Source organism: Leptospira paudalimensis, from assembly GCF_026151345.1.
GTDB lineage: Bacteria > Spirochaetota > Leptospiria > Leptospirales > Leptospiraceae > Leptospira_A > Leptospira_A paudalimensis.
This window is the reverse complement of the sequence record NZ_JAMQPR010000001.1, coordinates 1,966,803-1,988,404: the sequence shown is the minus strand read 5'-3', so window position 1 is coordinate 1,988,404 and position 21,602 is coordinate 1,966,803. Positions and strand designations below refer to the sequence as shown.

General features: G+C 36.6%; 19 protein-coding genes. 9 read left to right on the top strand and 10 right to left on the bottom strand.

Going from position 1 to position 21,602, the window contains the following annotated elements; translation table 11 throughout:
• The first annotated feature begins 12 nt into the window (after window positions 1-12).
• Window positions 13-570 (top strand): Tll0287-like domain-containing protein, encoded by a 558-nt coding sequence (locus tag ND855_RS09265; RefSeq protein ID WP_265358104.1) that lies wholly within the window; start codon window positions 13-15, stop codon window positions 568-570.
• 17 nt (window positions 571-587) lie between these two features.
• Entirely contained in the window at window positions 588-3,332 is a 2,745-nt protein-coding gene (locus ND855_RS09260; RefSeq protein ID WP_265358103.1) for a PAS domain S-box protein, read from the top strand.
• Here the strand turns inward: ND855_RS09260 and ND855_RS09255 are convergent.
• A complete protein-coding gene (locus ND855_RS09255) occupies window positions 3,312-4,883 on the bottom strand; it encodes a hypothetical protein (protein ID WP_265358102.1) in 1,572 nt (523 codons plus the stop codon). The genes ND855_RS09260 and ND855_RS09255 overlap by 21 nt on opposite strands.
• 112 nt (window positions 4,884-4,995) lie before the next feature.
• Here ND855_RS09255 and ND855_RS09250 point away from each other — a divergent pair, with 112 nt between their 5' ends.
• Window positions 4,996-7,047, top strand: coding sequence for a methyl-accepting chemotaxis protein (locus ND855_RS09250; RefSeq protein ID WP_265358101.1), 2,052 nt, complete (start codon window positions 4,996-4,998; stop codon window positions 7,045-7,047).
• A 43-nt stretch (window positions 7,048-7,090) separates the two neighbouring features.
• On the opposite strand, the gene ND855_RS09245 is transcribed toward ND855_RS09250, so the two are convergent.
• Entirely contained in the window at window positions 7,091-8,587 is a 1,497-nt protein-coding gene (locus ND855_RS09245) for a S41 family peptidase (protein WP_265358100.1), read from the bottom strand.
• A gap of 207 nt (window positions 8,588-8,794) precedes the next feature.
• Between ND855_RS09245 and ND855_RS09240 the strand changes: the two genes are divergently transcribed.
• Window positions 8,795-9,274 carry a YbjN domain-containing protein gene (locus ND855_RS09240; RefSeq protein ID WP_265358099.1) on the top strand — a complete coding sequence of 160 codons (480 nt, stop codon included), beginning with the start codon at window positions 8,795-8,797 and terminating at the stop codon, window positions 9,272-9,274.
• Window positions 9,275-9,458: 184 nt separating this feature from the next.
• On the opposite strand, the gene ND855_RS09235 is transcribed toward ND855_RS09240, so the two are convergent.
• Window positions 9,459-9,953, bottom strand: coding sequence for a hypothetical protein (locus tag ND855_RS09235; protein ID WP_265358098.1), 495 nt, complete (start codon window positions 9,951-9,953; stop codon window positions 9,459-9,461).
• Between the two features lie 1,013 nt (window positions 9,954-10,966).
• On the opposite strand from ND855_RS09235, the gene ND855_RS09230 reads away from it, so the two are divergent.
• Window positions 10,967-11,428, top strand: a complete 462-nt coding sequence (locus tag ND855_RS09230; protein WP_108958357.1) for a VOC family protein — start codon at window positions 10,967-10,969, stop codon at window positions 11,426-11,428.
• 3 nt (window positions 11,429-11,431) lie between these two features.
• Here the strand turns inward: ND855_RS09230 and ND855_RS09225 are convergent, their stop codons facing one another.
• From ND855_RS09225 to ND855_RS09200, 6 genes are read right to left on the bottom strand one after another with little or no spacing between them, the layout of a single operon-like run.
• Window positions 11,432-12,052: a lipocalin family protein gene (locus ND855_RS09225; RefSeq protein WP_265358097.1), complete on the bottom strand. Its 621-nt coding sequence runs from the start codon at window positions 12,050-12,052 to the stop codon at window positions 11,432-11,434.
• 50 nt (window positions 12,053-12,102) lie between these two features.
• On the bottom strand, window positions 12,103-13,053 hold the full coding sequence (locus ND855_RS09220; RefSeq protein WP_265358096.1) for a lysylphosphatidylglycerol synthase transmembrane domain-containing protein: 951 nt from the start codon (window positions 13,051-13,053) through the stop codon (window positions 12,103-12,105).
• 7 nt (window positions 13,054-13,060) lie between these two features.
• Window positions 13,061-13,405, bottom strand: coding sequence for a histidine triad nucleotide-binding protein (locus tag ND855_RS09215; protein WP_265358095.1), 345 nt, complete (start codon window positions 13,403-13,405; stop codon window positions 13,061-13,063).
• Between the two features lies 1 nt (window position 13,406).
• On the bottom strand, window positions 13,407-14,303 hold the full coding sequence (locus ND855_RS09210) for an ROK family protein (protein ID WP_265358094.1): 897 nt from the start codon (window positions 14,301-14,303) through the stop codon (window positions 13,407-13,409).
• Window positions 14,304-14,307: 4 nt separating this feature from the next.
• Window positions 14,308-14,979, bottom strand: a complete 672-nt coding sequence (locus ND855_RS09205) for an ABC transporter ATP-binding protein (RefSeq protein ID WP_108958361.1) — start codon at window positions 14,977-14,979, stop codon at window positions 14,308-14,310.
• Window positions 14,979-15,587, bottom strand: coding sequence for an ABC transporter permease (locus ND855_RS09200; RefSeq protein WP_265358093.1), 609 nt, complete (start codon window positions 15,585-15,587; stop codon window positions 14,979-14,981). Before ND855_RS09200 ends, ND855_RS09205 begins: the two co-directional genes overlap by 1 nt.
• On the opposite strand from ND855_RS09200, the gene ND855_RS09195 reads away from it, so the two are divergent.
• Both ND855_RS09195 and ND855_RS09190 read left to right on the top strand, forming a co-directional pair.
• Window positions 15,581-17,125 (top strand): restriction endonuclease, encoded by a 1,545-nt coding sequence (locus ND855_RS09195; RefSeq protein WP_265358092.1) that lies wholly within the window; start codon window positions 15,581-15,583, stop codon window positions 17,123-17,125. The genes ND855_RS09200 and ND855_RS09195 overlap by 7 nt on opposite strands.
• Entirely contained in the window at window positions 17,125-17,727 is a 603-nt protein-coding gene (locus ND855_RS09190) for a hypothetical protein (protein WP_265358091.1), read from the top strand. Before ND855_RS09195 ends, ND855_RS09190 begins: the two co-directional genes overlap by 1 nt.
• 1 nt (window position 17,728) lies before the next feature.
• Here the strand turns inward: ND855_RS09190 and ruvA are convergent, their stop codons facing one another.
• Complete coding sequence (ruvA, locus tag ND855_RS09185; RefSeq protein WP_265358090.1) at window positions 17,729-18,328, bottom strand: Holliday junction branch migration protein RuvA; 600 nt, start codon at window positions 18,326-18,328, stop codon at window positions 17,729-17,731.
• A 137-nt stretch (window positions 18,329-18,465) separates the two neighbouring features.
• On the opposite strand from ruvA, the gene ND855_RS09180 reads away from it, so the two are divergent.
• A complete protein-coding gene (locus tag ND855_RS09180) occupies window positions 18,466-20,346 on the top strand; it encodes a patatin-like phospholipase family protein (protein WP_322113567.1) in 1,881 nt (626 codons plus the stop codon).
• A gap of 20 nt (window positions 20,347-20,366) precedes the next feature.
• Window positions 20,367-21,596 carry a C40 family peptidase gene (locus tag ND855_RS09175; protein WP_265358088.1) on the top strand — a complete coding sequence of 410 codons (1,230 nt, stop codon included), beginning with the start codon at window positions 20,367-20,369 and terminating at the stop codon, window positions 21,594-21,596.
• The last annotated feature ends 6 nt before the right edge of the window (window positions 21,597-21,602 follow it).

Sequence of the window (21,602 nt, the reverse complement as noted above, 5' to 3'; positions counted from 1 at the left end):
AAGGAAATACGTATGAATCAGATCAGATGGAACGTGTTAGTTTTTCTCCTCTTCTCAATCCCTATTTACAATTGCCAAAAAGAAACTATCAATTATGAATCATTGGCAATTCAGATTACAAACGAAGCAAAATCCAATTTACAAAAAAAACTTTCGACTGCTTTGTCTGAAGGTGGGACTACCTCTGCCATTCCCTTCTGCAAACAAAATGCTCTAGGTTTCACCGCTAACATGGGAAAAGCAAATCATGTCATATTAAAACGTGTAACAGATAGGCCTCGCAATGTGAATAACCTTCTTTCCCCTGAGGAGGTGTTGGTATTTAAGGAAATCCAAAAGCAAAAATCAAGTGAAGGTGTATTTCCAAGTCGAGTTGTCTCGTCTCATGAAAATGTGAAGGTGTATGTTCCCATACCACTTATGGGACAATGTGTTGCCTGTCATGGAAAAAAAGAAGAAATGTCAACTGAAACCAAAACGACCCTGAATAAACTCTATCCGAATGATTTGGCAATCAATTACCAAGTTGGAGATCTGCGTGGACTCTTTGTTGTCATCTTTAAGAAATGAAGTTTAGCACATAAAATATGATAAGTCCAGTCAAATTCATCGCTAACAAACCAGAGTTATGTGAATTTGTATTTGAGAAAGCTTCATTCGGTTATTTAGTCTGGGATACAAATGTAGGTATCGTGTATCCAAGCCCAGTAGCAACAAAATCAATGGGTCTCACTATCGACCAACCATTCCCAGAGGAATGTATTCTAACCCACTCGGGCATCAAGATACATTCCGAAAAAACTATAACAGATTCCATTTTAGGTAGAATTTGTTTTGATCCCAGTAATAGTGCTGGTTTTCCATTTCGGTTCCATACAAAAGAATTTAATGAATTCGGTAGGAAATTTATCTTACTTGCCTTAGATTCTTTTTCAGAAGGAAAAGAAAAGTTATTACCTCCCATTTTACAATCTTTAGAAATATCTAGAGATTTATTTACATCCTCTTTTCGATATTCGAATATTGGAATGGATATCTCAAATCCACATGGTGAGATGATAGAAGTAAATCCTATTTTTTGCGAATGGCTTGGTTACCAAGCGGAGGAGTTAAAAGAAAAAAAATTATCGGATTTCACACACCCGGATGATCTTGAATTGGAATTAGCTTACTTAGAAAAATTAAATCGAGGGCTCATACCAAGTTTTCAAATTAAAAAACGTTACTTAACGAAAGACAACCAAACCATTTGGGCAATACTGAATAAATCCATTATTCGTGATCATTTAGGAAATCCTATTTATTATTTGGATCAAATTTTAAACATTAATGATTCCATCCAGTCCGAAATGGAACTTCGATCCATCTCACGGTTGTTAGACCAGATGGCAAATTTAGCAAAAATTGGAGGTTGGGATTTAGATTTAAAAACAAACCACGCCAATTGGACCAATGTAACAAAACGTATCCATGAAGTCAGTGATGACTTTGTTCCAAGCGTAGAAACAGGATTACAATTTTATCACAGTGAAGAAAGTCGAAATAAAATTACCAATGCAGTACAGGAACTTTTGGAAACGGGAAAAGAATATGATTTAGAATTGGAAATGGTAACTGCAAAAGGGAACCAAACTTGGGTTCGAACCATTGGCCGTGCAGAATATGAAGATAACCGTGTTGTAAAAATTTATGGTATCATCCAAGACATTAACGAAAGAAAAAAATGGGAAATGGCTTTGGCTTCGCAAACGGCTATTTTATGGTCATTTGTTGAACACGCTCCAGCAGCTGTTGCCATGCTCGACCAAGAGATGCGTTACGTTGCTCTTAGCCAAAGGTGGATTGATGATTATAAAATCCCCCTCACTAAAGAAGAGATCATTGGTAAATGCCATTATGAAATTTTTCCCAATATTGGAGAGGAATGGAAAAATATCCATTCTCGTGGTTTAAAAGGTGAAATTTTAAAAAGGGATGAAGATATTTGGCGTCCTCCAGGTTGGGATAAAGACCAAGTGATCCAATGGGAAATTCGACCTTGGAGTTTACTCACTGGTGGAATTGGTGGTATCCTAATGTTCACAAGGGATATTACAGAATCCTATGAAACTAAGCTTGAGTTAAAACAAGCGAAAGAATTGGCTGAAAATGCCTACAATGCCAAATCTGAATTTTTAGCAAATATGAGCCATGAGATTCGCACTCCTCTGAATGGAATTATCGGTTATTCGGATTTACTTGCAGAAACCTTGGTTGATACTTCTTTTAATGAATACGCTCAAATCATAAAACAATCGGCACATGCTCTTTTAAATATCGTAAATGATATATTGGATTTTTCAAAAGCTGAAGCAGGAAAATTACAATTAGCAGAAGAGGCCAATGACTTAAAAAAATTAGTCCTAGAATCGATTAAAATTATGGATATCCAAGCAATTATAAAAGGTTTGGATATTCGGTTGCACATGGATGAAAACATTCCGCAAACTTTAATGTTTGATTCCAATCGTTTGCGACAGATTTTTTTGAATTTATTTGGAAATGCAATTAAATTTACCGAAAAGGGTTTTATCGAATGTAAACTGATACGTTTGGAAACAAATGTAAAAAATGAAGTTAAAATCAGAATCTCTGTAAAAGATACAGGGATTGGAATCGCAAAAGAAAACCAAAAGAAAATATTTGATTCGTTTACACAGGAAGATTTTTCCACAACACGAAAGTTTGGTGGGACAGGTCTTGGTCTTGCGATTTGTAGGCAACTATTAAGTTTGATGAAGTCAAAGTTAAAATTGAATAGTGAAGTTGGAACAGGCAGTGAATTTTATTTTGAGATTCCTTTCCGTATCCCAGAAGATGATCCAAATTTACAAACAGAATCGATTGTAACGCAAGTTGAATTCAAAGGATTTTCAGATTCCAATACAAAGGAACATACGATAAAAATATTGGTGGTAGAAGATAATGCAGTGAATATGGGTTTGATGAAAAATTTCATCAAACGGATTATCATCGATGCTGTCATTCTTGAGGCAGAAAATGGAGAGGAAGCAATCAAAGTTTTTCAAAACGAATCTCCCAATTTGATCCTGATGGATATCCAAATGCCGATTAAAAATGGTTATGATGCAACAATCGAAATTCGGAAAATTCAGAAAGGGAAAAATATACCCATTATTGCTGTCACAGCGGGAATCATAGCTGGTGAAAAAGAAAAATGTTTTGAAGTGGGTATGAATGATTATTTGAGTAAACCAATTCAAAAAGAAAATCTAAAACAAATGCTTTTCAAATGGTTAGAAAATAAAAACTCAAGTATCAAATCGAAATAATCCACCGAGTCGGATCATGAACGATTCAGAAACGGCACTGGCACGGCTTGACTGGTTCCCTGGATCCCTTAATTCTCCAGTTTGAGAAATAGGATCATAACTTCCGATATGTGCTGATACACCGGAGTAACGATCTACATCTTTGTAGTAAGTGCGAAATACATCCGTTTGTAAGAAAAAACGAATTCGTTCTTCTGGATCATAATTCATCCGAAATCCATAATTCAAATTTTCCCGAATGGACCCCATAATTTTAGGATTGGAAGTCCATTGGAATTGATCGGAACGACTTGTTGCAAGGGAATTAAAATCTGCTCCTACAAGTACTTCTGGATTTGTAATTTTAGAAATACCAACATGTAGGCCTAAACCAAATTGTTTGGTAAATTCATAATTCAGGCTTAGAAATCCACTGACTTCTTTAGGTGATTCAAATTTTCGTTTGGTATTTGTTTTTGCATCATTGGCAAATCCGCCTGATAAAAATCCGAAACGACTATCTGAAAATGTTTCACCATAAGTGGATGTTTGGAAAGGTGCAATACCAGATGCAGTAATGGATGTTATGTTTGTTCCATAGGAAATTTCACCTCGAGATTCGAACTTTCCTTGTTTCCAAACAAATCCAAAGGAAACACCACCGGAATCGAGTGTGGTTCTTTGGTTGGCAGTTTGGTTTGCGATTGTTTTGGAGAGTGATGGGTTAGGATCAATCGTTTGGTCTGGATAAAGAGGCAAACCATCTCTTGACGAATCTGTTTTGGGATCACTTACTTTCAGTTTGGTTCCAATAGCCGAAGTCGTAAAAAGTAAATTGGTGGAAGGAATCCAATCCAACCTAACCGTAATGGTAGGCATAGAATTCCTTTCTATATTGGTTTTTACATTTGGATCATTATGAAACCCTGTCGTTCCAACGGCAGAACCAAATTTGAATTCACCTAATTTGTACCAAAGTCCAATTTGTTCTCTTTGCCAACCGATGTTACCTGAGGCAGACATAAAGGCACTTGCGTTATATGATTGAGGGAAAACACCTGCAAACATATCCCAAGTTCTCCCAAGAAAAAATTGTAAATTGGAACTGGGATTGTATTGGAAATACATTTGCCTGACCCTAGGTTTTGTTTCTGCTCCTACACTACTTTTCGTAAGATCTACAAAATCTGCTTCGAAGATGGCTTTTGCTTTGGTTCCATAACTAATCTCTGTTCCAAGTAAAGAACTGGTAGGGTAAATCCCCGAACGAGGTTCGGAATCTCTTGCTTGTACTTGTCTTTTGGCAACTGTTGGACCAACTAAATTGTCAAAACCAAAGGATAAAACCGAATGATTGGCATAAGCAAAATCTGTTTTTAACATCCCCGTTAAGCGATAACTGATTTCGCCTGGCAATGTTTGTTGGCTTTTTTGCGTTTCCAATGTTTTTGCGGGATAAAGGGAGGTTGGATCCTTAGAAATAGTCTCTTCTTGCTCTTTCGTTTCGGCAATGATACTTGATTGCATTGTTATGATCAATCCCAAGAAAAGAATATAAAAAAGAGACTTCATGTTTTATTTTTTCCTTGTGACTTTGGATGCAAAAATGTTAGAACACTTTATACTAGATGCTTTGTTTTAGCAAGAAAACATTCTAAAATTCTTTTGAAAGGATTCACAATTTATGAAATTCAAATGGGAGCCAAATTCGCTTCGTACAAAACTGATTAGTTTTACCATCCTTTCCGTCACTCTTGCTTGTGGCCTAACTGGTTTTCTCAGTTATTATGTTGGGAGAAGTACGATCATATCAAAATTAGAAAGTTTTGATATGGTGAAGATTTTAGAATCCAAATCAGCAACCATTGATTCTATTTTGGAACGTGCAAAGGAAACTGCTGTGATCATTGCGTCTGATCACAATACCATTCGTTGGGCCAAAGCGGGAGAACCAACTGGTGATCCATCCGAACAAGTGTTTAAGAATTTAACTTCTTACAAAGAAAAATTAGGTTATATTACGTATTTGGGACTCATCAATCCCAAGACAAAAAATTATTGGGATTATTCTGCTAAAAAAATTGATACATTAAGTGACAAAGACCCTGATGATAGTTGGTTTTTTGACCTCATCCAATCCAAAAAAGAATTAGTGATCAATATGGATTACACGGCAGAATACAAGTCATACGCTATCTTTGTAAATGGTGTTACCATCGAAAATGGAAATCCTGTTCTCATCAGTTCTCTTGGAATCGATGTTTCGGTTGCTTCTAAACAATTCACAAAACAAGACCAATTTGGAGGAGAAAGTTGGCTCGTGGATGGAAAAGGCGTCATCCAACTTGCACTTGATAGCCAACTTCTAGACAAAGATCTAAGCCAAGCATTCCCAGAAGAGGTTGTTTCCGAATTAAAAACGTCAAAGGAACCAGTAATTATTTTTGCAGGGAAAGATTCAAAAGGCAAACAATGTTTGTATGGCAGTTACCAATTACATTCTGTTCCTTGGCGAGTGATCTACCGTGTTCCTGTTTCTTCCATGACAAAGTCATTGGATTTCATCGCACTTTTAACAATCATTAGTATTCTATTTTCAGTGATTGTAGTATCGATTGGTATGGGATATGTGTTAACAAAGGTGACACATGCGATTCGCGAAGCCTCTATGTTGATGAATCGAATTTCTCATAATGAACTGTCTTTCGAAGTACCAAAAATCCAATTAGAACGTAAGGATGAAATTGGAGGAATGGCAAAAAGTTTGGAGAAAATGCGCCATAACTTAATTGCGATTGTTCAAAAAATCCAAAGTTTATCTGAATCCATTACAGGGAAAAGTTCCCATTTATCTTCGTTAGCTTCTGATTCTTCCGCAACCATTGAAGAAATAGCTTCGTCAGTCCAAGAACTTTCTGCAAGTGCGGAAAATGTATCTGCGTCTGCAGAAGAAATTTCTTCTCAATCGAATTCGATGATTGAAACCCTTAATTTATTAGGCAACGAAATGGAATTGGTTTCGAAAGGAGCAGAAAAAATTGAAGGCAAAGCAAGCGAATTGGAATCGTTTGTTGGGAAATCATTAATCGATGCCAAATCCTTATTTGAAACCATCAATGTTAAAATTCAAAGTGCAGTAAAAGATGCAGAGGCGATAAAAGAGATTCGAGAGTTGGCAAGTATGATTGCTGAAATTGGAGACCAGACTAATTTACTTTCGCTCAATGCAGCCATTGAAGCAGCAAGAGCAGGGGAACATGGAAGAGGGTTTGCAGTGGTTGCTACGGAAGTTTCGAATCTAGCTGGTAAATCACAAGACACCGTGAAAAAAATTGTGGAACTGAATCACAAACTCGAAAAAGCAATGATGGAAATGGTAGATTCTGTGAAAGAACTATTGAATATGATCACAGGAAAAGTGATTCCTGATTATGAAACAGTTGTTGCTTCTGGAAAGGAATACAAAAGCCAATCGGAAGAGATAAATGCATTAGCTAAACGAACTTTTATGTTGGCAAAAGAAATCAGCGGTAGTATCAGCGAAGTACACCATGCAATCATTTCCGTTTCGGAAGCAATGAACCAAAACGCTTTGGCGTTAGGGGAAATCAGTTCTGGTACCAATCAAATGAGTGAAGTTTCAATGCAAACAGCAGATAGTTCCTCTGAGTTAAACCAAACCGCAATTGATATGAAAGACATTGCTTACCAATTTAAAATAGACTCAAAATCATAAGAAACAATTCAGAAGAAATTGGACCTTTATCTTGAAAGACGATTTATTTTAAATTAAAGTCATTGTTAGTGCTCAAATAGGTTTTATAGTATTCGATGGATTGGGTGAGGACTGGGTCTAAATCAGTAGGGTTTTCTTCTGCAAACAAACCTTTGTTTGTTTGGTTTACCCCCATTTTTTCTTCCAGTTTGGTTTGGATGTTTTTAGGTATATATGGATTTTTGGCATTGGTAGGTTTGATCCAGTTCCAAAATTTTGTTTCGTGAGGGGTATTGGATTCTTTGTTAGGATCTTCAATGATGATATCAGGTAAAATTCCAAAACCTTGGATTTCTTCCCCTGAAGGTAACACCATCTTTGAATTCGTTATTGCATAAAAGTATCCTGTTTTTTTACCAACTTCGTAAAACAATTGAAAGGTGCCTTGTCCAAAGGTTCTGGAACCTAAAATGATTGCCTTTTTGTTTTCCCGTAAACTTCCAGCAACTAATTCTCCTCCAGCAGTTGTTTTGGGACCAACTAAAATACCAATTGGACCATCCCAAAGAATTGGATCACCTTTAAGCGAAGGATAAATATTTGTTTCATATCTGTTTCGTATGCTAAATAAGTTTTGTGATGAAGTGAATAGTGAAAGAAATTTTCTAAGTTCAATGAGATTTGATTGTTCACTTTCTCTTAGGTCAATGAGTAAAGCACCTATCGTATTCTGATTGTTCTTTTTTTCGTTTAATTCATGTTCGATGATTTTTTTGGTCGCATTGGCAATGGTAAATTGGTCATTAAATTGAAGGAAATTCTTGATTTTGATATAAAGAATATCAGGGTATCCAGTAATGATCCTGTGTGAAATATTGTTTAATACATTAAATGATGTATCAGTTTTAATTTCCTTGGCATCGTAAACACGAGTGTGTGGATCAATCTCTTCCGTATAACCTAACATTGCTAAAAAAATTATTTTTTCTAAGATTTCATTTGGATTTTGCATACGATTTGGATCATTTTTGGCCATTGAATGAATTTTATCTAAATGTGTTTCCAAATCATGAATATCTAAGCTTAGAGAAGTAAAATGTTGGTTTAACTCGATTCGTTTTTTGAACTCCCAATCTTTTGTTTCATTCTTATAAGTTGGATTTCTTTTGATGAGAACTAGGGTCGTGTCCTCTGTTGGGAGAACGGTACCTTGCGGGATGATATCGGGATTTTTTAGATTCAATTCATAAAAACTTTTGGGAATAAAATCAATAGAAACGAATTCGTAAGCCTTTCGGATGGCTCCTGCTATTGAGGCATTGGTTTTAATTTTATCATTTGTTAGGTGCAGTATGGCGATATCATTTTTTAATTTGATGAAATGTTCTAGATTTATTTTTCCCGTATAGAGGTAGGGGTATTTAGTTTCCTTTTTGTATGTTTCAATGGAATCAATTTTGGGACTAGATGGGTTTGTGGTTTTTGTTTGACCAGGTTTGCAACTAAAAAGAGAAAAAATAAGGAGTATAAGGAAAACAGGAAAATGAAACAAAATTTTCATGGATAATGGTTTAGCAGTTCCTAGGTGAATGGAAAATCAATTGAATTTCTTTGGAAATTCTACTTTTTTTCCATTTGCAAAAATTTCACAGAGAAATGGATTGAATTCTTTCCGATCAAATTACAAATCTTGTAAATAGATTGGTAAAAATGGAAACGCATTCCTCCTTTTACCATTGAATTCAACACTACAGATTTCGAGGTTTTTGTGAGATTTTTTGTTTCATCCCTTTTGTTTTTCTCTTTATTTTTTAGTTTGGTTGCTCAGTCAACCAAAGGAAAGGAAACAGAATTAGCCTCTAAATCTGTCACCTTACATTACAAAGTCGAAAAGAATTTACTCAAAAAACTTTTGGTCGAATTAGGTTATAAGATTCTAAGTGATGAAGATAAGCTTTTGATCGTATCCTACCAAGATTATAAAGTAGGACTTGTTTCAGGCAATGACTCATCCATTCAATTTTATTCATCGTTCAACACGGATAAAAAAAATAAAATTGAATTAGCCAATAAATGGAATCAGAAAATGCGGTATTCAAGAAGTTATATGGATGCTGATGGCCGACTCATTTTAGAGAGTGATTTTGATTATTCGGGTGGAGTGAGTGAAGAAGGGATCAAAGAGTTTTTACAAAAATTCCAAATCTTAAACTCTCAGTTTAGTACGTTACTGATTTTAGCGGAATAATTAGTTATTCTAAAACAATTATAAAATGGGAAAAGTTTTTCCCATTTTGATTTCTCTCGCTATCTATTAAACTTTGTGGATTTAGTTATTGAAACAGAATACCGCTGAATAAAATACATTGGTAATTGAATTACTGTCTTCTCCCATAATCCATTATAACAATGTGATATTGGATTGCTGTGATTTACTCCTGACGGATCGAAATGGAAGCATTTCCAGAGATCAATTTTAAATAAAATGCATTCTGAAGGACTCTGACGTCATTCATTTCCAATCTATAGCGTAATTCAGTCGGTGTAGAGGATTCAGGCGAGGTAAGGGATGGACCCCTTCGATTTACATCACATAATCTATAAGTTGAGAATTCTATATTAGCTGATGCATCTTTCGTCACCACTAAGAAGTATTGTCTACTTTGGTTTGGTGGCGGTAAGTTGTTTGTGGAGGAAATATTAAAGATAACCGCGCTTGAGGTGGAGAGTGTTAATGGATAGTTGACACCTTTTTCTATGGTTAGATCGACAGCGGGGCAAATTCCCGGTGCAGAAAGTAGGTAGAGGTAATAACCAAATGCTAAATATGGTTCAGTATTGTTATCACTTGTATCAAGAAGTCTACTTAAACCTGTGCAGGAGTGAGTGTTGATGGTCAATAAAATCATTACTAAAATCCTTTTCATTTCGAAATCTCCTCTACTTTAAATTTATTAATAGATATCATTTCAAGTTATTAACCAACATTTGTTTGTTAGATTTTTGTTTTGATGGATTTGTAATTTGGTTACCATTGCTTATGGTATGAACAAAAGACATTATACAGAGTTTTACTACTGTCATTGGTATTTTTTTGTACGTCTAGATGAATTTGGTTCATATTTTTTTTGATTTAATTGGTCATGACATATTTGTTAGATGATAATGTATATACAAATGTTATATTGTAAATCAGAAAATTGAAAAACTCTGTGGATGTTTTTTCGAATTTGAGAGGGAACGTGGAAAAAAGGAACTATCTTACTATTATTGAATGTAAGTTTGTCTTTCTCCTTTACAACAATGGCAACAAATATGGGTTATATTGAGCCAGGGGAAATGAAGTCAGAGAAAAAAAGGAAGAATTCGAATTTTGTAGTATTAAATAACCTGGATAATCGGACCTAGCAATTCCGGAATTATAGATTAAATCAAAACGAACTATACTTCAAAATGTAAGTAAGTCTTACTTTTTTGGTTATTAAATTTTTAATTGTGTGAGGATCGAATAGGAATAAGAAAATATTCGTATTTTTGATCTGTTTTTTTACCTATCTTGCGTTCATTAGGAAGAGTATAAGCAAGTCAATTTAGAGCATCAAAAGATTACAAATCAGGATATTCTAGTTACAGGAAGGAGTTGTTCAATTTTGTTGATACCACTTGTTCCGAAGTTGGATGTTGCCATAAAAGCTGCTTTAGAAAAAGCTCCAAGGAAGCGGGGATTAAAAAATCCGTTGATAAAGGATGAGTTTTTTTTTATTTTTAGGTGTATGTCGGTAGAAGGATATGCTACTGACTCAATTTAAATTGGCAACTGCTAATAACATGAAATCCCTCTTAACAGTGAAAAAATAGTATTCGGAGGAAGTTCTCGCGAAGACATTGATGGAAACGAAATATTCGATTGCTGTTCAAAGAAGATAGGAGAGGAATTTATATGTCACGTCCATTTAAAGTGTTAGGCATCCAACAAGTGGCCATTGGTGGAGAATCAAAAGAAAAATTATCCAAATTCTGGGTTGAAGTGATGGGACTGACTAAAGTTTCCGATTACAAAAGTGAAAAAGAGAATGTCGACGAGGACATCCTTTCCATGGGAAATGGACCTTACAAGGTTGAAATTGATCTGATGCAACCGATTGATCCGAACAAAAGTCCTAAAGTACACGATCCAAAACTCAACCACATTGGCCTTTGGATTGATAATTTGGAAGCCTGTGTGGAATACCTCACCAAACAAGGCGTCAGGTTCACACCTGGTGGAATTCGAAAAGGTGCAGCTGGTTATAACGTTTGTTTCATCCACCCGAAAGGAAACGAAGAGTTTCCACTTTGTAGTGAAGGGGTTCTTGTTGAATTGGTGCAAGCACCTGAGGATGTGATCAAAGCTCTCGGCTAAACCTTAGAATTTTTGCAAACGGTTGGTATCATAACCAATCGTTTGTGCATACAAAGTATATTCAGTTTCGATCGATTGCGAAATTGTTTTCTCCCTTGAAAAAATCCACAAAAAATTTGATTCTGGCCCACCAATAAGGGCTGTTTGGTACCCTTGGCGGTCAATTCTAAGAATCAAATAATCACCAAAAAAAATTGGGTATAAAAAACTGACCTTTAATTTTCCGAGATTCGGATCTGGTAAAAGGGCAATCCCTTCAATGGTAGTTGCGCCATTTGAGGATGTTCCTTGGTTTTTCACTCGGATATTCCCATCTTCTCGCAGTGAGTATTCTGCTGAGACATTCGTGAGCCCAGATTGGAATGGATTGTCTATGCGTTTGATCTCATACCATGTTCCTAAAAAACGATTCCAATCTATATTTTTTTCTGCATAGGCATCAAAACGAGAGGGAGAAAGGTAAGTTCCTAAACTAACAGAAACTAGTGGGAGAAAGGGGTTTTCCAAATTAGAAGAGTTCTTTTCATTTGGAAAATAAGAAGGAGAACATTGGAATAATGTTATGATTAAAATGTAGAAACTAAAATGGATCCATTTTTGTTTGAATGGTAAATTCCCTTCCATCTCCTTTTAGAGTGGAAGAGAAACGGTATTTGTTTTAAAAATAATTGAATTTATATAATTTTTTTATGCAAAAAACGCCAATGAAGGTAAGCAAAACAAGCTAAGAATGTTGTGATGAGAAACTGTGTTAGATGGACAACAGTTGCATACACAAGTCCTTCCCCTGGGTCTCTTCCTAAGATGATAAAGCCTGAAATGATTGCCGCATGGAATACTCCGATTCCAGAGGGAGCAGAGGGGATTGCCACTCCCATTCCACCTAAAAACATAAAGAGTAAGGCCTCAGGAAAACGTATTGGCATGCCGATGAGCATACCTGCTAAGTAATAAGAGATCGCATAACCAAAAATCCATGTTGGAAGTGAATAGGCCAATGGTTTGATCAGTTTGTCACCTTGCAAAAATTCTGAAAATTCGACAAGGTGGTGGTCTAGTTTTGATTCATACAAGGATTGTTTTCCAATCAGAGAAAAACAATTTAGCAAGAGTTTTTGTAGAGTGGACAGGAAGTATTTGACTAAAACTAATCCAACTAACATCGCCAAGATGACAAGTGCAGAAATGAGTAATAAGCTTAGGTTTTTTGATTGGCCAAGTCCCATATAAAAAAGAGCTCCCGCACCAATCACAACCACGGCACCCAAATCCATGACTTTTTCCAAAAAAATGCGGCTTAATAGGTGAGTGAGAGGTAAATCAGAATCTCGTTTGTTCATGAGTAGTCTTACCAAATCACCCCCGCGAGCTGGTAATACCATATTCAATCCAACTCCAATGATTGCGGTAGTGAAGGATTGAGTGAAGGTGATCTTTTCTTCTAAAAGATGGAACCAACGAATGGAAAATGGAACAAAGGCCCAAAGGTTGGAAAGGATGAGGAGTGGGAATATCCACCAATTGACTTTTCCTTCCAACCGTTTGAATTCACTGATATCAAAGTTTTTTTGTAAAAAATAAATCGCAATGCCTGAAACGATGATTCCAAAAATTAATTTTCTCATTTTGTAATTACCCTGGTGGCCATTGTAAATGCCTTCCACCTAATAGATGGAAGTGGAGGTGTCCTACTGTTTGGCCACCATAACTTCCGCAGTTATTGACCAATCGGTATCCTTTTTCATGGATTCCATTTTTTTCGGCTAGTTTTGGAATCACTTGGAAAATTTCATTCGTCACCTTTGGATCCAATGCTGCAATTTCATTCATGCTATTGATATGAACTTTGGGAATGATGAGTAAATGAATTGGCGCTTGGGGAGTGATGTCGTGAAAGACAAAGATAGAATCAGATTCATATTCTTTTTTGGCAGGGATTTCACCCTTAATGATTTTACAAAAAATACAGTTTTCCATCTTACTTTTTCTCCTTTGCGAATACTAGAGAGGCGGCACCTAACGTACCAGATAAATTGCCACCGGGTCCTATTTGTAATCGATCGTTTAATACTGGGAAGATGTTGGAGCGAATTTCTGATTCCAATGCACTTCCAAATAAATTATAAGACTTGGTAATACCACCTACAAAAACTACCGCTTCTGGATTGAGTAGATGGACTGCACCACGTACTGCGTGTGCAAGTGCCCTGGTTCCAAATTCTAAAATATCCTTTGCTACTGGGTCACCATTTTTGACCAATTGGAAAAAAACTTCAGCATTGGTGAGTTTGGACTTTGTTTTATCAAAATATCGATTCAGAAATCCGATTGTGGAAAAATAACTTTCAACACAACCTTTCACTCCACACCCACATAATGCTCCACCAATGACTGAAGTGGTATGGCCTATTTCAATTCCATTGCCTAAATACCCTGAATACAAGTGACCATTTAATACAAATCCTCCACCAATTCCTGTACCTAAGGTTAGGATCAGTTGGGACTCACAATGTTTGTACTTACCAAAAATAGCTTCGCCTAATGCTGCACAGTTTGCGTCATTTTCGTAAAATACGGGGAGAGAAAATTTAGCTTCTAAAGAAGATTTGATAGGTAGGTTATTTAAACCAATCATATTAGCACTTTTGAGCATAACGCCTGTTTTGTTATTCAATGGGCCAGGGGAACCAACTCCAATCCCCATACTTTCTTTTGCCAAAGGTTGGATGGCTTCGATTAAAACAGATAAAAAGGAATCATTGTCTAAGTGGTCTGGTGTTTTTTTGTGGTTGGAATTCAGTTCTTCTCCTTTTTCATTAAAGAGGGAAACTCTGATACTCCCACCACCAATATCAACACCAATTGCCTGTTTCAAAACGTTACTCGCCCTTGATCACTTGTTCGAACCTTCCGTTTTTCATTTCATAAACGGTTTGGGCATCAAAGGCAAGTTTCATATCATGTGTGACAAGTATGATCGAATGATTTCGTTTATTGTATTCATTGAGTAATAATTGTACTAAATAACTATTTTCTGGATCCAAATCTCCAGATGGTTCATCGGCAAAAAGAATCGCAGGATCGTTGATGAGAGAACGTGCAATGGCTGCCTTTTGGATTTGGCCGCCTGACAAAGTCCTAGGCAATGAATTCTGGATATCACCTAATTTTAGGTGTTCGATCAGGTAATCACATTTACGGATGTAATCATCATTCGAAAATTTTTTAGTAAACAAGGCAGGGAGTAAGATATTTTCTTTGATGGTTAAGTTTCCAACTAACTCTGAAAATTGAAATACAAGTCCCAAGTCACGAGCTCTAATTTCCGCTAGTTCCTGTTTGGATATTTGAGAGAGTTTGATTTGGTCGTACAAAATGTCCCCTTCCGTTGGAGACAACATTCCCGTTAACATCGAAAGGAGAGTTGTTTTTCCAGATCCGGATGGACCGATGATGGCAACATAATCTCCCTGGTTCACATCAAAACTTACCGAACTCACTGCCTCTTCATTTCCAAAACGTTTGGTAAGATTGTGGACACGGAGTAACATTATTTTTGCCTCCGTATGGACTGGTAAGGATCAATGAAGGTGCTAATCCCAACAGTGGGAAATGAGACTAGGATTCCTAAAAAGAGAAAAAGCACCAAACAGGTGAAAATGGATTTTACTTCTGAAAATAAACCAAAATCTGGTGGAGGCGAAAGCAGACCTAAATTTAGTACGACCGCCAGTAGGAAACTTGGTAAAAATAGGAAAAATAAGGACAAAGAATGGAGTAGGATACATCCAAAACGATTGCCTCCGACTGCCATCATCACACCGATATCACCGAGGGAATGAAGGCAATGGAAGAAAAATAAAGTCATGAGTGCAAAGCTAGTAGCGTAAAAAAGAATCTGAGGAGACTTGTCAAAGGAAACGATACTAGTAAGAGACACTCCCGCATACAAATGGAAGTGGATCCTGACTGCTAGGACGAGGAAAGTAAAAACAAGAGTTCCCACAAGGCCATAGGCCAAGGAATAGAGACGATCTCTAACGAGAAGTCGAAGAGCAAACGAAATGTAGGTGAGTTGTATCACTTCCAGGACAGAATTGACGTAAGACTCTTTTTTACCAACCAAAATAGGAAAATAGGAAGTATTCGAAATTGGCATTTTTTATCTTTGTAGGAGCCGCAGTGATTTTACTTGGGTTTCTTTTGACCTTTGTCATTGGACAGAGGCGGGATAGTTATGCAAAAGCCTTAAGCCTCGCCACTTTAGGGAATTTTCTAGATGCAAGGGCCCTGGTTAGGGAAAAACTAGAAGAAGACCACCAAAATCCCTACGGTCATTACGTGATGGCAAAAATTTATGCCATGGAGAATGACCCACTCAACGAAGCAAAACACCTGGAAATCATCAAAAAAAATAACCGATACACCAAGGAAATTGATCCTGTCACAGTTTCCAACCGGATTGCTGAGATTTATTATAACAAAGATTTTTTTGAAGAAGCGTTTTTCCATTACCTAGACACACTCCAAGTGGACAGATCCAATCCGATTGCTTGTATTCGTTTGGGTTTTATGGCACTCGGACAAAAAGAATTCAAAATCGCTGAACATTTTTTTGCGAGGATCCCTGAAGAGAAGGTCAATCTCACATCGTATTATATCGCCAAAGGTGTGATCTCCGGAGTGACCGGTGGTGGAAAAGAAAGAGAATACTTTGAAAAAGCATATAAAATTGAAAAAACCCCAGTATCAGGATTTTTATACGCTCTATCCCTTTCGAGGGAAAACAAACACAAAGATGCAGTGAAAACTGCCATCGCCATCAGTGAACAAATAGAAGATGAATTTGTGAGATTCACCTTATTCCAGTTCCTAATGACAGAAGCCATCCTCATGCAAAATTTTCCAGAAGCCTTAAAGTATGGAAGGTTATGTCTGGAAATGGCAAAACTCAATGCTTGGCAAAGTGAAATTACAGAGTGTAGCATTCATTTTGCGATGATCACAACATATATGGGACGTTATGAAGAAGGTGCTGAATACTTAATTGAAGCCGAAGCAGAACGAATGGATGATCCCGATGTGGTTGCTTTAGCAAATTTAAAATACCGCTTGGAACGAGGAACAGGAACTGTTGAATCGTTAACTCATGAATATGACTTAACACGTGAATTGAATTTATTATCCGTGAATTTATTTCCAAACTCACGTTATTTTGAGTTAAGTGGGATGCGTTCCTCCAAACCATTCAATATCAAAGGTATGGTTGATGAAAATGGAAAAAAACTTACATCCAAATTGGATATGTTGGGTCTCGACAAATTTGAAAAATTCATAAGTTTACCAGGGACCAATTTTAAAAACCAAGCCACTCGGATGGTGATGAGTCTTGGTTATCGGGTCACTAAGGAAATTGCAAACCCAGAAGCAGATGGAGTCAATTTACTAGCTTCTTCCAAAGAGGATGTGAACAAACGTGCTCTCTTTCGTGTGCGTAAATGGAAAGATGCAAAGGTTTCCGATGTTTTTTTACGAGAGATGACAAACCAAATGGAAGATATGGGTGCAACCAAAGGGTATGTGATTGGGAATTTTGATGTAACAGAAGCAGGCAAAAAAATCATCTCAGCAAGTAATGGAGCACTTGAGATGTATTCGGGGGATTTGTTTGAGGATCTTCTCAACAAAACAATGTAATGTGGTCTTTTTTTCCCAAACCAATCCATTTATTAACTGTAATCTTCCTAATCGTCCTATTTTTTTCCACATGTGTTGGTAAAAATGCATCGATTGGAACACAAACTCCACAATCGAGAAATATTGTAAAACCAAGTTGTCCGTTCCCCGTTAAACAAGGGGTCGTGTATGGAAAAGGAATTACTCAATTTGATACAACGTTTATATTTTATATAACTAAACAGTTATTATTCGATTTGTGTGAGGGCCATTTTTCCCACCTTTTGGACTTTGTTGATGCAGAAACCGGTTTATTTGTTGATGCCAAAGGGTATTGGTCCAAAGAGGAAGTGGCTTTGGACTTAAAAGATCCAAATGGTTATTTTTCACTGTATTATTTTGATGGGAAAAAACTGGATCTAAAAAAAGGAAACCAGGGCAATCTTACCATCCGTGATGTATTTTACCAAGCGGGCCTTGTGGTGATTGATGTTTACATTGGATCAAAAGAAGAGGTAGAACTCAAATTTCGATTTGATTCAAATCCCAAACTGGAACGTTATTTAATCAACCCAAGTTTCATCAAAATCGGAAACAATTGGTACTTACATAGAATGTTCTGATTTATTTGGTCCCAGTAATCACTTGTTTTACGATATCAGATGCAGATAGACCTGGATTTGATTTTTTTGCATCAGATACTTGTTTGGTGGCAGTTTTTTCATCAAAACCAAGTTGGATGAGGGCAAGGGTTGCTAAATCTGTTTGTCTGTCTACGATACTAAAATCAGTTGTTCCCTCATTTAAAAACATTTCAAATTTTTTGAGATTTTGTTTGATTTCGAATAAAATCTTTTCAGAAGTTTTCCCTTTTACTTTCGGAATTTTTTCCAAAGTTTTTTTGTCATCGGCTTTTGCGATTTGGTAAAGATCATCTGCTTGGAAAAAAGATAATATTTTTAAAGCAGTAAGTTCGCCAATTCCGTGTAGGGATTTAATGAGTTCAAATAATTCGCGGTCTTTTTTTGAAGAAAATCCAAATAACCTTTGTCCACGGTCTGTGATGGAATGGAAGGTATGTAAAAAAATCTCAGAAGAAATTTTATCCTTACATTCTAAATGCAGAGGAAAAGGGATCATCACTTCATAACCCACGCCAGACACTTCCACCACCAAACGATCAATTTCTAATTGGAGTAATTTCCCACGTAAACTTGCGATCATAAGCCTCTTCTCCTTTCCCATTGTAAGGAAGGATGAATTATGACTACTCTTCTTTTTTCAATCGAATCCGTTCGCGTTACCCAAAATAGAGAAAAGGTTGCTTGAAATTTGTTTTAAATCCTACTAAAACCTTTGTTGTGAAACGGATCCGAAAATCTAGAATTCCGACTCTTGCACAGTATTTGACACTGGCGGATTTGTTTAAAAACCTCCCTCATTCCGTGTTACGCGAAATGATGTCACATACTGTTCGCGAATTTTTAAAAGGAGGAGAGATTCTCTTTTTGGAACATTCAGATGGAAATGATCTGTACATTTTGGCGGCAGGAAAACTTCGTTACGAAAAACGAAGTGCCGATGGCAGTATCCGAGATGTAGGTGAATTCAAACGTCTCGATATCATTGGAGAGTTGAGTTTATTTACGGGAGAAAAACGTTCTGCCACAGTGAAAGCTGTGAGAGACTCAGAACTCATCCGAGTTCCTAGAGACGTGGCATTGTCCATTCTTGTAAAATACCCTGAGAGTTTACTTCAAATTACGAAAATCATCGCAGAACGATTGGCTCACGCCAAAACGGAAACAAAAGGATTTGTCCCACAGGCAAAAACCTTCACGTTACTATCCTCACTTCCTGAAAAAGTCATTTTAGATATGATTCATTATCTCGGAATTGTAATCCTTCGGTATGGATCTTTTTATGTTGTCGATGAATCAATGTTCAACGATCGAATGAAAGAATTGGAAAAATTAGAAGAAGTAGATAGAGAACCTTGGATCATTCGATTTTTCACTCAAATTGAAGCCGAATACGATTATATTTTTTATCTTGTGAAGGATGATGGCAAATTAAGTCCTTATGTCGAAAGGACACTGCGCCAGTCTGATACCTTTGTTTATATCAAAGATGCAAATGAGGATCCAAATTGTATCCAAATGGAATCACTCATCGATAAACGTAAGTTTAGTGACCGTAATCATGTTCTTGTCCTCTTGCAATCAAATCGAGAAATGGTTCGCCCAGGTACAATCAACCACCTTGAAAAAAGGAGATTCCAACGTCATTTTCATGTCCATTTAGAACGAATGGACACTTGGGAAAGATTGGGCAGAGGTTTACTTGGAAAATCCATAGGACTTGCATTAGGTGGCGGTGGTGCCAAAGGGTTTTCCCATTTAGGTGTGCTCAAAGCGTTAGAAGAAAATACAATCCCCATTGATATGGTTTCTGGTACAAGTGCGGGTTCCATTTTTGCTGCACTCATTGCGATGGGTGAATCTAGTGAGGGAAGTAAAGTAAAAGCAAAGGAATTTTGGGTATCAAAAGACCTTTTAAATGAATATACAATTCCCATTTTATCCCTAACAACAGGGAAAAAATACACGGAAGCCATTCGGGATTTTTTTGGTGACATCCAAATTGAAGATTTGTGGATTCCTTATTTCTCGGTTGCAACAAACCTTTCCCATTCAGAAATACACGTACAAGAAGTGGGAAGTTTATGGAAAGCAGTCCGTGCGAGTACTTCCATTCCTGGTATTGTACCACCTTTCATTGATGATGGAATTGTCTATGTGGATGGGGGAGTTCTTGATAATGTTCCTGGTATTACACTCAAGGAGAAGGGTGTCGGGAAAGTAATTTCGGTAGATGTATTTGGTGACATTTATCCAGACCAAGACCGTGAACTTTGTGAATACTTTGATGTGAACAAACCAGGTGTGATGACAAACCCAATCTTCCAAATGACTAATCTCATCAATTTCCAAGACATCTTAAAACCAAAATTTCCTCCTATAGGAGATATCATCATCCGTTCGATTTTAGCATCGAGCCGAGAACGAATCCGCCAAACAGAAAAAATCTCAGATTTGTTTTTGCAAATCCCTACCAATAATTTTGGATTACTTGATTGGTTTGCGTATGAACGTTTGATTGAACTTGGATATGTTTCGTCATTTGAGAAAATCAAAATGAACCGAGAGAAATTTTTAAATCCTTCTTTACAATCAGTGTAGATACCTTTACTCCTTGGTTCATGTTTTCAAAAGAGTACCATCTATCTATTTTTCTATTGGTTTTCCTTTTCCCCTGTTTTTTACATTCTCAAAATTTAGACACACTTTTAGAATCTGGTTATAACAAACAAGAGACCTTACTCATTCGAAGTGAAATTCGAAAAAAACTTGGCGACCGAGCAAACCAAAAAGAAATCCAAAACATCATCCAATCCTTACGGGTGTGGGCTGTGTTTGAATCGATGTCACCTTCGGAATTTGCATTGGAAGTAGAACGGTTTGTTATTTTACGTGACCATGGATATGAATGGGAGGAAACGGAAGAACTAATTCCTTACCTCATCACAACCAAACCTAACAAAAAAGAAATTCCATTTTTAGGTAAGTTTTATCGGGAGATGAAATTAAGCCAAGTGCCTGAAGATGAATTGTTAAATCTTTTTTCAGTTGCAAAAAGCAAATCTTGGACGGGGGAAACATTGTTTGTGGTTGGTCGATTGTATGTTCTCATGCGAAAACAAGAATCCAATCCGGTTGTCATTCTCAAACAATTAGAAAAAAAAATACCTAAAAATATGCAAACACTCAGTTCAGAAAAACAAAAGAAACTGATGAATGAAATGAAACCTGAATCAAAGAATTCTGATTTGGTTGTGCGTTGGAATTCTGTCATTGAAGATACAATCTCTGTTCTTTCAGGGAAAAACACCATTGACGATTTTAAAGTTTCAGATCGTAGAACCGAAATCATTTGGAATGAAGAAGGAGAATGGATCACAAAAGAAAGACCTAAATTAGATCCGAATCTCATTTTTATAGAAGAACAGATTACTTCTCAACCTACACAAACAGAAAATTCCTCCAAACGTAAGTTAGTTGATCCTGTCGGTAGGTTATGGATTGGAACTCCTTATTTGTATGGTGGGTATTCCAAACGTGGTGTTGATTGTTCAGGATTGACAAAATCCATCCTAACCGATCCAAAAATTGGAATGAAGGAAAAGGCAATTCCTAGATCAGCAAAAGACCAATCACAAATCGGAAAATTTGTCACGAGAGAAAAACAGGAAATTGGGAATTTAGTATTTTTCTCTGCGTCTCCCAATACCAAAAAGATCACACATGTGGGTATGGTACTAGAGAACGGAAATTTTATCCATGCTTCAACGAGTAGAGGTGTTGTCATCCAATCCCTAAATGAAAAATGGTGGAAGGAGAGGTATGTAACAGGAAGAGATATCTTTCCTTAGTGGTAA

What these genes read in the sequence shown, in the direction of transcription:
- ND855_RS09265 (WP_265358104.1), top strand. Translation starts at nt 13, where the DNA reads ATGAATCAGATCAGATGGAACGTGTTAGTTTTTCTCCTCTTCTCAATC.
- ND855_RS09260 (WP_265358103.1), top strand. Translation starts at nt 588, where the DNA reads ATGATAAGTCCAGTCAAATTCATCGCTAACAAACCAGAGTTATGTGAA.
- ND855_RS09255 (WP_265358102.1), bottom strand. Translation starts at nt 4,883, where the DNA reads ATGAAGTCTCTTTTTTATATTCTTTTCTTGGGATTGATCATAACAATG.
- ND855_RS09250 (WP_265358101.1), top strand. Translation starts at nt 4,996, where the DNA reads ATGAAATTCAAATGGGAGCCAAATTCGCTTCGTACAAAACTGATTAGT.
- ND855_RS09245 (WP_265358100.1), bottom strand. Translation starts at nt 8,587, where the DNA reads ATGAAAATTTTGTTTCATTTTCCTGTTTTCCTTATACTCCTTATTTTT.
- ND855_RS09235 (WP_265358098.1), bottom strand. Translation starts at nt 9,953, where the DNA reads ATGAAAAGGATTTTAGTAATGATTTTATTGACCATCAACACTCACTCC.
- ND855_RS09230 (WP_108958357.1), top strand. Translation starts at nt 10,967, where the DNA reads ATGTCACGTCCATTTAAAGTGTTAGGCATCCAACAAGTGGCCATTGGT.
- ND855_RS09225 (WP_265358097.1), bottom strand. Translation starts at nt 12,052, where the DNA reads ATGGAAGGGAATTTACCATTCAAACAAAAATGGATCCATTTTAGTTTC.
- ND855_RS09220 (WP_265358096.1), bottom strand. Translation starts at nt 13,053, where the DNA reads ATGAGAAAATTAATTTTTGGAATCATCGTTTCAGGCATTGCGATTTAT.
- ND855_RS09215 (WP_265358095.1), bottom strand. Translation starts at nt 13,405, where the DNA reads ATGGAAAACTGTATTTTTTGTAAAATCATTAAGGGTGAAATCCCTGCC.
- ND855_RS09205 (WP_108958361.1), bottom strand. Translation starts at nt 14,979, where the DNA reads ATGTTACTCCGTGTCCACAATCTTACCAAACGTTTTGGAAATGAAGAG.
- ND855_RS09200 (WP_265358093.1), bottom strand. Translation starts at nt 15,587, where the DNA reads ATGCCAATTTCGAATACTTCCTATTTTCCTATTTTGGTTGGTAAAAAA.
- ND855_RS09190 (WP_265358091.1), top strand. Translation starts at nt 17,125, where the DNA reads ATGTGGTCTTTTTTTCCCAAACCAATCCATTTATTAACTGTAATCTTC.
- ruvA (WP_265358090.1), bottom strand. Translation starts at nt 18,328, where the DNA reads ATGATCGCAAGTTTACGTGGGAAATTACTCCAATTAGAAATTGATCGT.
- ND855_RS09175 (WP_265358088.1), top strand. Translation starts at nt 20,367, where the DNA reads ATGTTTTCAAAAGAGTACCATCTATCTATTTTTCTATTGGTTTTCCTT.